The organism is Paenibacillus sp. J31R34 (genome assembly GCF_059383715.1).
In genome coordinates, this window is the sequence record NZ_JBXENU010000006.1 from 1 (window position 1) to 16,888 (window position 16,888).

At 44.3% G+C, this 16,888-nt stretch carries 10 protein-coding genes; all 10 read right to left on the reverse strand.

The window, feature by feature from the left end; translation table 11 throughout:
• Window positions 1-302 precede the first annotated feature (302 nt).
• On the reverse strand, window positions 303-743 hold the full coding sequence (locus AC50YG_RS17255; RefSeq protein ID WP_494828198.1) for a hypothetical protein: 441 nt from the start codon (window positions 741-743) through the stop codon (window positions 303-305).
• Window positions 744-1,255: 512 nt separating this feature from the next.
• Entirely contained in the window at window positions 1,256-1,984 is a 729-nt protein-coding gene (locus AC50YG_RS17260; protein WP_056036894.1) for a response regulator, read from the reverse strand.
• Between the two features lie 8 nt (window positions 1,985-1,992).
• Complete coding sequence (locus AC50YG_RS17265) at window positions 1,993-3,153, reverse strand: sensor histidine kinase (RefSeq protein WP_056036892.1); 1,161 nt, start codon at window positions 3,151-3,153, stop codon at window positions 1,993-1,995.
• 203 nt (window positions 3,154-3,356) lie between these two features.
• Window positions 3,357-6,068, reverse strand: a complete 2,712-nt coding sequence (locus AC50YG_RS17270; RefSeq protein WP_494828199.1) for a stalk domain-containing protein — start codon at window positions 6,066-6,068, stop codon at window positions 3,357-3,359.
• Window positions 6,069-6,389: 321 nt separating this feature from the next.
• Window positions 6,390-10,748 carry an Ig-like domain-containing protein gene (locus tag AC50YG_RS17275; protein WP_494828200.1) on the reverse strand — a complete coding sequence of 1,453 codons (4,359 nt, stop codon included), beginning with the start codon at window positions 10,746-10,748 and terminating at the stop codon, window positions 6,390-6,392.
• Window positions 10,749-10,980: 232 nt separating this feature from the next.
• Entirely contained in the window at window positions 10,981-11,817 is an 837-nt protein-coding gene (locus AC50YG_RS17280; protein ID WP_494828201.1) for a hypothetical protein, read from the reverse strand.
• 333 nt (window positions 11,818-12,150) lie between these two features.
• On the reverse strand, window positions 12,151-13,353 hold the full coding sequence (gene metK, locus AC50YG_RS17285; RefSeq protein ID WP_494828202.1) for a methionine adenosyltransferase: 1,203 nt from the start codon (window positions 13,351-13,353) through the stop codon (window positions 12,151-12,153).
• A 271-nt stretch (window positions 13,354-13,624) separates the two neighbouring features.
• The gene (locus AC50YG_RS17290; protein ID WP_494828203.1) at window positions 13,625-13,897 is read right to left on the reverse strand and encodes an alpha/beta-type small acid-soluble spore protein; all 273 of its coding nucleotides are present in this window, start codon (window positions 13,895-13,897) and stop codon (window positions 13,625-13,627) included.
• 106 nt (window positions 13,898-14,003) lie between these two features.
• The gene (locus tag AC50YG_RS17295; protein WP_494828204.1) at window positions 14,004-14,519 is read right to left on the reverse strand and encodes a hypothetical protein; all 516 of its coding nucleotides are present in this window, start codon (window positions 14,517-14,519) and stop codon (window positions 14,004-14,006) included.
• A 97-nt stretch (window positions 14,520-14,616) separates the two neighbouring features.
• A complete protein-coding gene (locus tag AC50YG_RS17300; RefSeq protein WP_494828205.1) occupies window positions 14,617-16,758 on the reverse strand; it encodes a hypothetical protein in 2,142 nt (713 codons plus the stop codon).
• Between the last annotated feature and the right edge of the window lie 130 nt (window positions 16,759-16,888).

Consider the following 16,888-nt stretch of genomic DNA (forward strand, 5'->3'; position numbering starts at 1 on the left):
AAAAAGCACACCTCAACAACGCCTAAGCGTTATCAAAGATGTGCTTCATCTTTATTATTAAAAATGCAATACTTATAAAAGTCATGTCAAAATATCTAAACAAACTCAGGCATGAACAAGCCCTAATTTAAATTCTAATATTATAATTATAATAGATTGCCAGCCTTTTATCAATGACACCCCCTTTTACTTATGACCTTATCTTTTTATTTTCCCCTTTATTTATCGCTTTGTCGTTTTATCTCTTTACCTACCTTAGGTATTTTAGTCGTTCGATCTCTCCTATTCTCCCTCCCCTACCTTCAAAAAGGAATTTTGGATAAGTCCTCTGGATTTTGCAAATCAATGACGACGGGGTATTCATTTTTGGTTATGACTCCATCTGCTTGCATCCTCCACAATAAACTGGAGGCCGTTCGTTTCAAAGGCTGTATCCCCTTTGCACCAACTCGATCCACGTATAGATTTACTCCCCCGTCTGCTCGGTTCAGCCGCTGTATAATTTCCCTTGTTTGCTCACTGAGGCCAGCGTCTACGACAGTCAACTGCACATCTACACCCATCCAACGCGAGAACGAGAAGAAGGAGCGGATCATCCGTTCCATATTAGAATGCTGGGGATTGGCAAGCAGCACATAGTGTCTGGCAGGACACTGCCGCTGGCGTTTCAAGCGGTAAACTGCATGCACCAGAAACCCAGCTAGTACATAGCAGCCCACGACTATTAAAAAAACTTTGATCATGGCACCGCACCTCCTGAAAATAATCTAAAGCTTGTTTCCTTTTTTCCATGTGCATCTCCAAAGGAATATCCCGCATAACGAGCCGTCTCCGGCAAGCCTTTGCTTTCTCAGCAATCCTATATTCCGTCATAGGCTCGCTTTTTAGGCTATACAGCAGAAGCTCTACTGCCCCAACCTGTCTTGTTCTGCATTATATGCCTGCCAGCGCCTAGTGGTTCCACCATTAGCGGACAAGCGCATAACTCTTGGAGAAAAAATAACCCCATGTACAAAATCCTTTTCCCCAAAATTATTCCCATTACACAAAGCAAGTACAAAAAAAGCTCCCAGCCATATTACTATGGTCCTGGAAGCTCTTCTTTCCTGCCTATTTATTGGTTCCTTATATCATCATTCGTTGCTGACTCTTGCTTTGTATATAAAAAAGCCGTCAATTGCTTGCAAAGCATAGACCTTTAAACACCTTTGGCAGCACTATGCAGCACACTTTCTCTCGCTTTAGGCTTGAACGGCTACAGCGTAACCCAGCCAAACTTAATGGAGTTGATAACGGCTTGCGTACGATCATCCACTTCCATTTTTTGTAAAATGCTACTGACGTGGTTTTTAACCGTTTTTTCGCTGATGAATAGAAACTCGCCAATAAGCTTGTTACTTTTGCCCTCAGCCATCAGGCGCAATACTTCGGCCTCACGCCGCGTTAATGGATTATCATCGCCAGCGACAAATTTCACGCCTGGCTCTTTCGCTGCTGCTGCGCCAGACACGACACCCATTTCATCCAAGTATGTCATACGACGCAGTTGGTTAATTAGCTTGCCTGTGACTTTAGGATGTATGTAAGCATGTCCGTTAACTACAGAGCGTATAGCGTTAATAAGGGCCTCCGCTTCCATATCCTTCAGCAGGTAGCCTGTCGCTCCTTTGCGCAGCGTCTCAAATACATAACTTTCATCATCATGAATCGACAAAATAATGACCTTCACATCTGGGAAAATCGTCTTAAGCCGCTCAGTCGTCACGACCCCATTTTCAATCGGCATATTGATATCCATCAGGACGATTTCTGGAATGGTATGATTGCAAAATTCGAGCACCTGAATGCCGTCACCGCATTCGCCAATGACCTCCAGGTCCTCCTCCATATTCAAGATACGTTTCAATCCTTCACGAAAAAGCTGATGATCGTCAGCAAGCAAAATTTTAATTTTACGTTTATGGTTAGGTGCGCTTTGGTTCATTCGTCATCTTACTCCTTTCTATTCTCCGCTGTAATAGGGATTTTAAATATAATCTTCGTGCCTTTTCCTAAATTTGAGTCTATGTCCATCTTCCCTTCCAAGAGGTCAATCCTTTCCTGCATGCCTACTAACCCAAAATGCGAGTTGTCTCCGTTATGCACCTGAATGAGCTCTTGTTGGAATCCACTGCCATTGTCGAATACGGTGATTGTAACTGAATCTGAGGTATAAACCATGTCTAGAGTAACGTAAGAGGCATTAGCATGCTTAAGCGCATTGGAGTAGGCTTCTTGAACCAAACGATAAATAGCAGCTTCCATGGCGGAAGGCATCCGAATCTCTCTGCCCGTAAGGTCAAATACAGTATGTATTTTAGTTTTCTCTTCAAAATCCTGTACAAATTTGCGCAGCGTGGGTACAAGTCCCAAATCATCAAGCGCCATTGGACGCAGATTGAAAATAATTTTGCGAATTTCCTCGAGTCCTAGACGAACCTGACCCTTTAAATCTACTAATTCGTCCTGTACTAGCTGAAATTCCTTCTTTAGAAACATTCTTTCTGCAATTTCCGTACGCATGACAATATTTGCAAGGGATTGCGCCGGTCCGTCATGGATCTCACGGGCTATACGCTTGCGCTCTTCCTCTTGGGCTAAAATAATTTTCAGGCCAATCAGCTGCCTTGTTTTTGCAGATTCTAAAATACGCGTAACCTGATTGAGGTCGCCCGACAAATATTCCAATACGACGTTAATTTGCGATGCAATCATCTCCGCACGCTCAATCGAGGACTCTACATTGCGCACACGCTTTTGCAGATCATCCCGTCTCGATTTTAAATACGTTTCCTTCTCGCGGCAAACCATTAAATCCAGCTGAATCTGCGTCGCTTTTTCATACGCGGATTTAATATCCTCTTCCTTATATCTGACGAAATCACGGCTAACTTCCGTTAGGCGTATTCTCGCCTGCCGGTAATCCAGCTCAAGCTGATCGACTCGTTCAATCGTCTTTACCGTTTCCTGAATGACCACTTCGAGCTCCTGCTCCAGCGATTCAAGTTCAGCGCGTGCAGCCTCGCAAATTTCAAAAATCTGAAATTTGCTGTCCTCCATGACCTGCGTCGCATTCGTAATGACACGGTTAATATCTAAAATATGTTGATCCATAAAAAATCGGCAACCTTTCCAATAGAAGGTTCTTTTAGACTATCATAACACAATTGCATAGTCCGCCGCCTCCTTGGCCTTGAACTCTAGCTGTCGAACACTGCGGGAACGAGAGGGAATAGAGGAAGGAATGCCCATACATTTCGGGCGAAAACCCCTCTATTTCCCTCTCTTCCTCCTGCAATCCCGGTTAGAGCTCTTCCCTAGTTAATGGTAATTTTCTTCGTGCTATTATCGAAGCCTACCTTAAGTCCCAGCTGCTCCGAAAATAGTCGAATGGGAATGAGCGTACGGTTGTTCCGCACAATAGGCGCAACCTCTGTCGTGGAACGCTTGCCATTCGCTACAATCTCTTTTTTACCAATAACCATCTCAAGCAAATGGGCACCATCAAATACCGTCACCCGGTTCAGCTTATTGTCCCATTGAAGATTGGCTCCAAGCGCTTCGGATACGAAACGGATTGGAACGTAGGTTGTGCCCTTCAGCGTAATTGGCGTCACGTCAAGCGTTGTCGCCTTGCCACCGATGGAAGCCGCTTTGCTGCCAATCGTCATGACAATGTCTTTCGCTTGGGAAGACACGGCTTCTCCTGGATATTGCAGCTTCATATTGTCAATGCCAATCGTGCCGGTTGCCGCGCGCTCATCCGCACCCTCCGCGATTGTAACGACGTATACTCGCTTCAGCTTAACCGGATATTTCATTCCATAAGACGATAAGTCAGCCTTCACCGTCTTCCAGCCGCTCCAATTGAGCTGCTTCGCCACATCCACCAGATGCGATTTGCCATCAGCATCGGTGAATTCCGCCCGCAGCCAGTTGAGGCTCTTATCACTAAAAACATCAAGCGTCATGGCAGTAGGCGAGCCTTCAACCGTTTTGCCGGAAGTGCCGTTAAACACAGCATAGACTGCCTTCGTCCCTGTTCCTGCGCTAAAATCATACGTCAGCTGCAAAGCTTTAGCCGATGTCTGGTCCGCCAGATCGCTAGTCAGCTTGACACTGCCCTTAGTCGTGGCCGATGGCGTTAGCTGCGTCGAAATGCTGTAATTCACATTTTCAAAATCCTCAAGCGGCTTCTCCGAGCCTCCCTGCGTAAGCGGGAGCATCGTTGGATAGCCGTCATAGCGACCAATGGCATAGCCTGTCGTTGCGCCTTCATTGACTGATTGCACCGTAAGCGTATCGCCCGACACTTTGCCGGTAAAGCCTACAAACTCCCATTTAAGCGAATCGCCGCTCAGCTTATAGCTTTTGCCATTTTTCAAGGTCATCGTTACTGGCACCGAGACAGTTGCTCCTTTGGAAAGCATGCCTGCTGCACTGTCAATCGTCATCGACGCAATTTGATCCTGTCCGACAACATCTACCTTGTATGTAGCACTCGCTGAGCCCGACTTGACGCTAATGGTCGTAGAGCCCGCTTTTGTGGCCGTAAAGTCCGCGCCCTTGAAGGTGCCGATCGCCGAGGAGCTGCTCCATTTGGCATTGGTGCCGTCAACCGCTACCGGATTGTAATAGGTATCGTACCCTTTTACCGTAAAGGTCGCCTGCTGCCCAATAAGCAGGGCATTCGTGCCGCCTACTGTAATGCCCTTGACTTCCCCTTTAGGCGCTGTCGAAAACACGCCTATTCCACTCGCTACGCTGCGCATCGTCGTCCCATAAGTCGTGGAATGCGCGGATTGCAGGGCAAACTGCCCGAGCGGACGCTCAATCATCGTTGTTGATCCGCCGCCATCCAGATTTATGCCTTTGTAAACGCCAAGCTTCACCATAATCTGCTGCAGCTCCGCCAAATTCACGCCCTTGCTGTCTCCGTACTGTTCGCTGGTGATCAGATATACCTTTGTACCGTCCTTGGAATAGCCCACGGCTGAACGGGAAAGGTATGCCGCTCCGCTAACACCTGTAATGCTGCGCGAGAATGTCGATGCTGCCCCATTATTAACCAGAATCGTATGACCGCTAACCATCATTTCGAATTGATTAGGATCTATTTTGCTTCCCGTCGTTTGGGAGACTAACGAGTAGTCCGACTTCAGCTTGTCCCCGACCTTGATCTCGGCGCGGATGAATTTAGCTGCCGTACCGTTAGCTCGTAAAATATATCCGTCTTTAGGCGCCACCATCGTGAGCGCAGTCCCATCGGAAATCTGCTCGACAACGCCATTGCGAACAAGCACTTCGGTCGGCAATGCGGCGGAATTTTTCGGACGCTCCGTGCCTGCCCACGCACTCGTATAGATATACATCGTGTTGGCGTGGCTGTAAGTGGAATCTCCACTATCCGGCGTATAAGCCGACTGGTTAATGCCAGAAAGGGCAAAGGAAGATCCGCCTGCAGACGTTACCTTGCCGCTAAAGCTGTAGCTGTCGATTTTCGGCTGGCGGTCCTTCGTGACTCCAAAAGCATACATGCCTTTAATTTGCATCGGCGTCGTCATGAGCGTTCCGCTAGTAATCTGCGCCCCCATCGGCGAGCCCTCGCCCGTTGTCACATAGACGTCGCCGTTAATGCCGGCTACCGCACCACTCGTTTTCGCCATATTCAAAATCGTATCGCGATCACCGATCGTATTGTTTTTGCCGCTCAGCGCATTCAATTGCACATATTTATTCGTGAGATCCACTTCAATGACATGGACGTTTGCTTGCGCCGTTCTGCCGCTGCGTGTTGTCGTCCAAAGATAATCGACTCGTTTGGCGCCTGAAGTCACATAGGACTGCTGCAGCTGTTTAAGCGTTCCGCTGCTTGCTGCTGCGGCCGTTTCTATTTTAAGCATCTTCCAGCTTGCCGGAGCAATTTCTGAAATTGGATGCAGGAGCAGCGCTCCTCCGATTATAACAATAGCTACCTTTTTGCCTATTCCGCGGTTATCTTGGTCGTATCCTCTTACTAGCTTGCGCATTATTTTTGCAACTCTCCCATCTCAGGCCCCGCCCCATCCATGCCAAAAATATTAAAAAGGGATGTTGGCAGCAGCCTAATCTACTAAGCCTATTAAATATAGACTATAAAGAGGTGCAAAAAGTTCCGCTAATCTTCCGATTTTTGCGAATTTTGTCGTATGGCAACAGCGTTCGTCTCTGATCCTGCTTCTTGCTGTGAGCGCCTGTCGCTGCGGCATCAGTCCTCTCTCAAATGAAAGTAACCCCAAATTTGTAAGAGCTTATTAAAAAAAGCCCCGTACAACCTTTATGCAAGGTGTCCCGGGGCTGGTACCAATTTACTACGTGTTTAAAAATTGAATATGCTCTAACAAGCGCTTGATCATGACGACTGCTTCTGCCCGGGTTGCATTCGTCAAAGGACTAAAGGTTTTTGTAGTTTTACCGCCGATTACGCCGGTATAAATCGCTTTTGCCGCATCCGTACGCGCCCATGAGCTAATGCTGTTGCGATCAGTAAATGGCTGCAAATACGTAGAGGCTGAAGATGGCAGTTGAATGGTGGCGCCAGCTGCACTTGCTGCGCGCGTCATCATTGCCGACATCTCCTGGCGTTGAATATATTTATCTGCTTTGAACGTTCCGTCCGTATAGCCAAGCACAATGCCTGCTTCGGAGGCCGCTCCAATATAAGCTGCAAGCTCGGTGCCTATATTGACGTCCGAATATTTGGCAGCCGCTGCCTGGTTGCCCGAAAGCCCTAACCCCTTCGCAATATACGTTGCAAACTCTCCGCGAGTTATCGGCCTGTCTGGAACGAACTGGTTGCCTGTGCGCGCTGCAACAATATTTTTGTTGGCAAGCGACTGCGCAGTTGGACCAGCCCAATGGCTGCTAATATCAACAAGGCTGACGGAATTGCTAACTAATGCAAAGGCGCCGATGCTTTTGCTTCTAAAGGTAGCAACCGTCTTGCCGCTCAACGCGGAAAACATCGTCGGTACATAGGTCAATGCACCCGCAACAGGGTCAACCCGAACAATTGCCGTATTTTTCCTCGTCACAGCCAAGGATGTATCCACGCTTAAAGTCGCATAGCCGTTAAGCTCTGTAATCTCGCTTTTCATTGTACCACTAACAGCATAGAGCTGAAAATGTACAATTCCTGATAATAGCGAAATTGTTGATAGATTCAGCCTATTCGTCAGCGCTGTTGTGAGTGATGTCGTACCAAGCTCGATCTCAATAAGCAGTTCACCCGTGGAGCCCACGATGCTAGTAAGCTTGGAATAGTTCAAGGCACCCAGCGGAATTTCATATGCTGTGCCATTATATTTTACAACAAAAAACGGATTCGTATTAATAGAGCTTGCATTCAGCAGTGTTGACAGTGGCACAGCTACAACAGCCGCATTTTCCGAATTCGGAATTTCTACTATAATTCGCGATTTCGTAAGATTAGCCGTTCTTGCCGCTTGATAGGCAGGAGCAAGCTTGTCGGCTGAGATAGAATATTTCACTGACGATCTGCCTGAAGCGGTCTGATAAGACGTCTTTGTAAAAGCACCGCTCGTCATTAGAACCCCGCCATCGGACGATTGGGTAAACTCTCCCGGAATCAAATCAATGATTGACGAGCTGTTCGTTACCGATTGGCTTATGATGTTCTCAATGACTTTGCCCGATGAAGTACGAAGCGTCGTTCCTGAAGCATAATAGCTAAAGGTTACTGTACTAGTCGAAGCAATCGCCGTTGCGAGCGTCAGCGTTACGGTTGAACCGCTAATAGACACACCGGATACTGTCGCAGTTGCGCTGCCTGCCAGAACTGAAAACTGCGTTGTATAAGGTACATAGGAGCTATTCATCGATTCTCCGAATGTAAGCACAAGGGAGTTTCCTTTAATGACTGCTGAAGACAGCGAGCTGTTTGCGGTTCCCATAGATGCTCTTTGTGTAGAGAAGCTTGCTGCCGCGTTTCCAGCCAGATCCACTACTCTAGGTGAAGACATATTATACGATACATAGATCGTATCGCTTGAGCTAATGGCTGAGCTTAGTGTAAGCAGTACTTGACTTCCTGACACAGAAATCTGCACGATCGAACGGAGACTCCCATTCACGCTGACTGTATAGCTGCTCACAGGTGGAATTACACTCGTGCTTAGCGTCTCATTATAGCTCAGTGTAATGATGCTTCCATTTGCATATACGCCTTGCAGGGTTGGAGCCGTCACATCAACCGTATTTGTAATATAGTAGCTGCTAAAAGCAGCCAAATTGGCTCCATCCGTACTTTTAAGCGGATAGCTGCCTGGTGTGTAAGACACATAAACGGACTGATTGGCAATCGTCGCATTTACACTCATCGTGACAACCGAGCCATTGATACTAATAGCCGTCGGTGTATAGGACGCACCACCGATATTGACGCGGAATTGCTGATACGCCAAATTATTGACGGAAGCCAGCGCTTTATTGAACGTGAGCGTCACAACACTGCCTGTTGCCGTTCCGCTGGAAAGCGTTGGCGCTGTTGCATCTACGGCAAATGCCACATCCTGATTCGCAATGCTTAGCGCCTGATTGCCAACGAGATCCTGTATACCGCCAGTTGTCGTCGTAGGCTTGGAATAGGAAAGCTTGACTGTCTGAATATTAACGAGCGTTCCCGCTAACGTCAGCGTAACGGTACTTCCCGATACAGCGGCCGACAGCAATTCGCGCCGCTCGCCATTAACAGTAACATAGAAACTGCTTAAGGCAGGGACAGAGCTTCCTTTAAGATCCTCGTTAAAGGTCATGACGATAGTGGAGCCTCTGACCTCCATCTTGCTGACCGCAGGGGGCGTCGTATCTATACCTATTGTTTTAAAAGCCCACTGATAAGCGTTCTGAATACCTAGAAACGCATTATCTGATAGATCATAGATTGCTGTTGGGCTAATCTCGATATAATAATTTGTGTTCGGAACCATCGTCGTTCCTGTTGGAAGCGTGATGACTAGCTGACGGCTGTTATCCGGATTAATGTAGAAATTAGCTGGAATATCGACTACGCCCGTCGCTGGTGTGACCGGTCTAATTGTAATTGTACCGCTACCCTTTACAATCGTTTCGCTGAAAATAGCGGTGAAATACGCATCAGTCAGTACATTTTGTGTATTATTAACAGCATATTGCGACTCAATCGTAGGCCTTACGGTATCTTGAGTCACCCTAAACGTCCAGCTGTTCGCCAAAAGTCCAGTGAAATAGTTCCCCGCAGCATCACGGAAAGCACTGCTCCCAATAACCACATAATACTGCGAATTGTTAATAAAGGTCTTATTCGGGTTAATCGTAATTTTGCTCGTTCCGCCACCCGTTACATAGCTTGAGGTCACGGGAATAGTGGCAAAAATCGTATTGTTCGAGTTGCGAATTTCTATATTTCCTGCGCTCGGATAGACTGGCTCCGTAAAGTTAATTTCTATACCCGAATTAAGCGTCCCAATTGCAGCTGTATGTGCAGGATAAGTGCTCAGAATCCGTGGCGGATCGGTTTCGTCGCCTGGACTCGTTGTAAAGCTCCACGTAGCAGCATTGGAAACACCTTGGAACCAGTCCCCAGTTGCACTATCCGTGAAGGCCCCTGCATCAATCAAAATGTAATAACGGGTGTTTGCCAGCAGCTTCGGAGGCGTAAAGGTAACGGTATTTCCGCTAACGATGACACGGGAAGTGTCTGTAGCCTGATAGCGATCCGCATAATTATCATTTACGCGTACGAGGCTTATGTATTTTCCAGCGTTCGCTGTCACATTTTTATCAAAGCTAATGCTAAAAGAACTGCTTACTCCCACTGAAGTAGCGGAATTCCCTGGTGTTAATCCCGTTGCATTAACTGGCGCAGGAGCGGTTGTAAAACGCCATGTCGTTCCTGCGTAGCGATTGCCTGAGCTATCTTGAATAACATGACTAGGAATCGAAATCGTATACGTCGTATTCGGATAGAGCGCTTCAGAAGGCTTAATCGTCAGAGTGGAAGTCCCACTGCCTACCACCTGCGCGGAATTGACAGCTATTTCTCTAGAGTCATAAGCTGTTGCGCTTGGAGCAGACACGAGCGTAATCGCCCCATATGTCGTATATACATTTTCATTAAATGGGAGCGTTATTGTAGTAGTAATGAGCGCTCCGCCCGATTCAGGAGCAGGGGACACCGCAGAACGTAAATCTGGAGGTGTACTGTCAACCTGACTTACTGTTTTAAAGTTCCAATCCGCAGCATTGGATATGCCACTAAAATTCGCACCATTCGATGCATTCACAAATGCTCCTTGATCAATAAATACATAATATTCGGTGCCTACGGCAAAAGCAGCACTCGGCTGTACCGTAACCGTTCTTCCAGTAGCATCAATGGTAACTCGATTGCTTGTCGCAACACTAAATGTCTCAAATCGAGTATTATTCGAATAATTGTAGATAGTAATTGAAGCAGGACCTGTTCCTTTTATTACACTTTCATCAAAAGTAAAGGAAAGAGGCGCAGCGAGCCCGACATTTCCAAAAGTATTAGCTGGTGATTTGCTTGTAATAACAGGTCCGGTGACTGCCGCATGCACTTCATTGGTCAGAAGGCTGCTGCTTGGCGGCAATGCAATTTGTAGCAAGAGTACGAATACTAGAAGAATACTAATTTTGTAACGACTCATTTCATTCACTCCCCAAAAATTTACACTCGTACCTTATTTGTCGGCTTCTGAACGCCAAAAATGTAGGTTTTCCGGATAATTTCCATCCATTTTGAATAATTCGTCATTTCTCATTAAAAATAGCCTGTGAATGGCATTCTCCATTGAGAAAATGCTTATTCGCAAGCTATTTTTATATAAGTCAATTAGTATGCTAGAATTCTTATTCAAACAATACCCAAAACTTAAGTTATTAATTTGGATTTAGTGCTGGAAGATTTTCAAATTTCATTGTTATATATCGGGTAGTCCCATTACTATAATTCCGAGCATACCCTGTAACGACCAAATCATTACCTTCCCAATAAAAATATTGCAAATAATCTATAGTCTCATAAACGCCTTGCGGGATTTGATAGTTCGCCAAGAGTACATTTTGTGTATTCCTTACTTCAATATTAGTGCCGCTTACCCTAGACACTTTATAACTCTTTCCATCCGGCCCAGAGAGCGTTTCACCTGTCATTTGTATAGTAGATACTTGGTGCGAATCTGTGGCTAAAATTTCGCCTGTAGCTACTAAAACGGCTTTCATATTAATTTTCACATTCTCTGTTGCAGTAATACTAGGATTGTAAGTACCATTTGGAGTTGATACTTTATTAACTTTTACCCATGCTCCTGCATCTCCCAATTGATAATAGTAATCAATATTTCTGGTTTTATCCAAATTAGAAAAGCTAATATATCTAATAGTTGAAAACTGATCACCTTCCTTTAGAACTAATCGATCAGGCCTTGAAGTAATGTTTAGAAATGTGGAAGTATACGATACTAAACCCGGCCACCGCACCCAAGCAACAAGGTTATTACCGTTAAAGCTTGCAATTACCAAATAAGCTTGATTAAAAGCGTAATTCATATGTCTCGGAGGAATTTGTTTATCAATCCAGTCAGTTCCTCCGTCTATTGTCACGAACAACTCATCCGCATAATAAGCAACTGTATAAGTTAAACCGTCTGGTCCCTGTACATGCAGTGTTTCTCCATATGCCTGTACAGACGCTGGATTAAGGTCTCCTTGCGTCAAACCAGTAAATGTCGCACCTGATAGAAAAATCGTTGACGCTAAAGCAGCAACCGCTACTCGCCTAACATTTTTTTGATACTCAAAATGTCCACCCCATATTATATATTACAATAAATTTTACATTTTAAATAAAAATTTCATAATAAATACTTCTAGTATCCAAGTAAATATTAAATTGGATTTTTTTAATTTATAAGAAAACTATTATATATATATTTTAATTTCACAAAGATCAGATGCTGACACTTTTCATTTAGCAAAAAAGCCCTTCAGAAAAGTTAAGAACCGATGTTCTCAACTTTTTTCTGAAGGGCTTTAGTTTTGAGGATTTAATTAAGCCAAAGCATCTGCTTTTAGTTTATCCGCTTTGTCAACGCGTTCCCATGGAAGATCCACATCTGTACGGCCAAAGTGACCATATGCAGCTGTTTGACGGTAAATTGGGCGACGAAGATCCAGCATTTTAATAATGCCAGCAGGGCGAAGGTCGAAGTTGTTGCTGATAACCTCAACCAGCTTCTCTTCATCCACTTTACCTGTTCCGTATGTGTCTACACTGATAGAAACCGGATTTGCCACGCCAATAGCGTAAGCAAGCTGAATTTCACATTTATCAGCAAGGCCAGCTGCAACGATGTTTTTAGCTACATAACGAGCCGCATACGCTGCAGAACGGTCAACTTTTGTAGGATCCTTACCGGAGAATGCGCCGCCGCCATGACGTGCATAACCGCCGTACGTATCAACGATGATTTTACGGCCAGTAAGACCTGCATCACCTTGAGGACCGCCGATAACAAAACGGCCTGTAGGGTTAATATAATATTTTGTGTCAGCATCCAGCCATTCAACTGGCACAACTGGTTTGATAACGTGCTCAAGAATATCGCTTTGAATTTGCTCAAGGCTAATTTCCTCAGCGTGCTGTGTGGACACAACGATTGCATCAACACGTACTGGCTTGCCATCGACATACTCAATTGTAACCTGAGTTTTGCCATCTGGACGAAGATACTCGAGAGTTCCGTTTTTACGCACTTCGGACAATCGACGCGCAATACGGTGCGATAGAGCGATCGGAAGAGGCATAAGCTCTGGTGTCTCGTTAGTTGCAAAACCAAACATCAAGCCTTGGTCACCAGCACCAATATCTTCGTTCTCTTGTTGAATATCTTTGCCGTCACGTGTTTCAAGCGCAGCATTAACGCCTTGCGCAATATCAGCGGACTGCTCATTAAGCGAAGTAAGAACCGCACAAGTGCTGGAATCGAAACCAAACTTAGCTCTAGTGTACCCAATTTCTTTAATTGTACGACGCGCGATAGCCGAAATATCGACATAGTCCGCACGGCTGCTGATTTCACCAATAACGAGAACAAGTCCTGTCGCTACAGATACTTCACACGCTACACGCGCATAAGGATCTGACTCCAGGAATGCATCCAATACTGCATCGGAAATTTGGTCACAAATCTTATCAGGATGACCTTCCGTTACTGATTCTGATGTAAATAAATGACGACCTTTAATTGACACCCGTATCAACCTCCTACAGCTTTAGTATAAATAAGTTCAGAACTTATAAACAAAAAACGAACCTTTTCCTTAGGGAAAAGGTTGTTTTACAACTCTCTAATAAAGTATGTTACCGAAAATGTCGCTTCCTGTCAATGGATACTATCCCGATAAGATTTAATTTTCGGTAAAGGTTAAGGTGAAACGGCTGTCGCCGTCCTCTGGCGTCTTGGCTCGTTTCAGTCCGAGAAATATAGAGAATGGATAGCTAAATCATATCCTTTCCTATATTTTAAATATAACCGTTTAAAACAGACTCTGCTTGAGCTACAAGGCGTTTCGTCATTTCTCCGCCAACAGAACCGGCTTGCCTTGTTGAAAGCTGTGACCAGTACACTGAGCCTGTAGTTTGTGGTACTGATCCTAGCTCGCCCGCAAACTCCGTATCATCAGCGGACGGCCCGGAAACATACGAGTAAAGCCCAAATTCTTCAGCGATTTCATATTTCATTTGCTGCAGTGCTGCTTTACTTAATGGAACGGCTACTTTATTGGAACGACTCATTATAAGAACACCTCACTGTTGGATGATGGGAGCATGCTCTTATTTTAACCTCAAGGCATTTGTTCAAGCGTATAATCTATTGTCAACTTGTACAAATTATACTAACTCAGTTAACGGATTGCAGTTTATATCCACCTCGGACCAATACAGTCAACGATTTAGTGTAGCCTGTCGCGGCCGTAACTCCCCTGCCTGAGCGAGGCATCAATAAAAGGTGATTAGTGGTAACGGATTTCCCTTTAACCAAGTCCTTGCCATCTGTTATATCCACAATACCACTGCTATCTGAGCTGTAGGCTACTGCTTTGCCCACACGAAGAATGATCTCTGTACCTTCATCACCAAGCAGCACTTTGCCGCTAGGTACATTAACGACTTGCAGTGAAGCCTGAGCAGTGGAAGCGTTCGACGAGCCACTAGAGCCATTCCCCGAGCTGCTGCCACCAGATACTTTACCAAGCTGTTCATCTAAATAACTTTTTGTAATAACAGGATCGTCAATAGAGCCTGGAGTTGTTGATACGCCATCTGCTTCGATTGCTTTCGGATTGAGAAAGCCTATACCGAAACCTACCAACAGGAGTGCTGCACCAATAGCCACTTTCATTGTCGTTTTCTTCAACTCTATTACTCCTCTCAGAAAAAAATCAGGTATCTTATTAAGATACCTGATTTTTTAAAAATTAACTACCTTATTTTAATTACGCTATTCAAGCAAACTACTCTTTATTATTTGGATCAGCCCAGTTTAAGTATGGCGACCATTTAATATTTTTTGATACCAGCTTCGTTTTATATCCACTAATTTCCTCATAGATATTCAACTGAATCGTTCTAGCAACTAATTTATCGGTTACACTCTGAACAATGTTGGTATAGTTACTGCCAACTTTCCATACATATTGTCCCGCGGTACCTGCTGTACCTTCCATCTCAAATGGCGTATTGATCATGGAAAGGTTAGTAGATTGATCCTCGATTGCAAAAGTAAATTTCTTAGCACTGAAGCCTTCATAGCTAAGGTCCTTCGTTACTTGAGCAGAGAAATCCACATCAATTTTATCATCATTCAGATAAGTAACAATATTATCCATATTGATAGTATACGGCCCTACTTTAACTTTGCTAAAATCAGAAGTTACCGTTTGGTTATACTCTGGCAAAGCATAACTCACAGGGTTTACAAAACCTATAATCTCAGCATCATCTTTTTTCACAATACCTTGTGCATTAAAAGCAGTACCCACTACTACCGTTGCTCCGGCTAATTCCAGTCGTTTAGGAACCTCAGCCGTTACGATAATTTGCTCTTTCTTTCCTGGATTAATCAAATTGCTTGTTTTCAGTAATTTGATATCGTATTTATCTCCATCAGCTGTTTTCAAATAACCAACTAGTTTGGTAGTAGCAAGGGCGCGAGCTTGTTTATTCGTAATATCCATATAAATAGCATAAAGATTATTAGAAGCTCCTTCTAGCAGTTGTGTTTTCATTACATTAACCGTAAAATTCTCACCGATATCGTTGACATTGTTCTCGCTGCCAAGAGAGACAACTTTAGGGACGATAGCCGCAGGTGTTTTCAATGCAGCCAATTCTGTTTGAGATTCACCAGACTTCTCAAATAGCTTAAGCTTCAAATCAGTTATCGATGTAGTTGTAGGAACTGTACCCGTATAATAAATCGTTATAGAACTCTTAGCTGGAATAGCTACAGGGTTCGTAAATGGAATAATGGTTGTTTTCACAGCCGCTTTATCCCCAAGATACAATGAACCCTCAATTGCTGGGATTGGAGCTGTTTTGGAGCTTGTATTTGTAATAACAAGCTTTCCGATCAGGCTGTCTTCGCCGCCCCAAGTATTTCTTTGAATAGAAGCAACATTCATTTTATAAGTATAATCATCTTTAATATATTCATAATTAGTTGCTGTTTCAGTGTTTGCTGTTTTTAGATTATAGCCTATCTTAGAAACAGGCAGGGATAAGCTTGATGCACCTTCTCCAGTGCCAGAGCTAATACCTTGTGTGATAACAAGCTTTTGTCCTTTTGTAGAAACAGATTTAGGAAGAGTGATGCTTAATTTAATCGTTTCAAGAATTTTCGGACGCAAGACGATAGCATCTGCTGTTCCTGAGGTAGTTGAAGTGACTTTCATCTTGTACATTCCACCTGCTCCGGATTGGGCCAAAAATTGCAGATTGGCAATCGAAAGCTCCGAGCTGCTGGTATTTCGCATTGCAAGTTCAATATTAACCGTATTATTATCTGTACTTGTCGACATCGTCGATTTGCTAATTCTAATGTTTACAGGAGTACTATTCAACTTCACAGAGCTGTATCCGCCTGCTTTAACATCCGTAGAATAGTCTGCTGGAAACTTAAATTGTCCTAATGTCTTCTCATAACCGGCTACACTGAAATCAAACTTCACCACTTTAAAAATGAGTTTAGGCAAAGTCATGCTTGATGGCAGCTCGCTATAAAAAGTCAAAGTAACATTCGAATTGGCTTGAACGTTTTTTTTCGTCTTATCACTATCCAGCATATACAACGTATATTTAGTGCCACTAGTAGAAGCCAAACGGAACCAATAGTCTTGCAGATTAATCGCTTTGCTTCCTCCGTTATAAAGCGTGATCGTGAAGCTGGCTGTCTTCCCTTTGCTAGTAGACAGGATGTCCGCGCTATCGAGCTTTACATATGAGTTACTGTTTATGTACACAGGTTTAATACTGCTTGCCGTAGAGGCCGCCTCACTCATAGCTGGCAAAGTAGGGAATAGCAGAACTACAACTAACAACATGGCTACATAAAAACGCCATTTCAATTTCGAGCTTCCTGAAACAACCGTCTGCATTAAAATATCACTCCACATCTTTTTTTATATAGACGTTCATACCCAACAAAAAGTTTCGCTGTAATGCCGAGCAATTCACCCCTCCAGAACATTTTTTTCTACTTTAATTATAGCAAACTTTTATGAATCA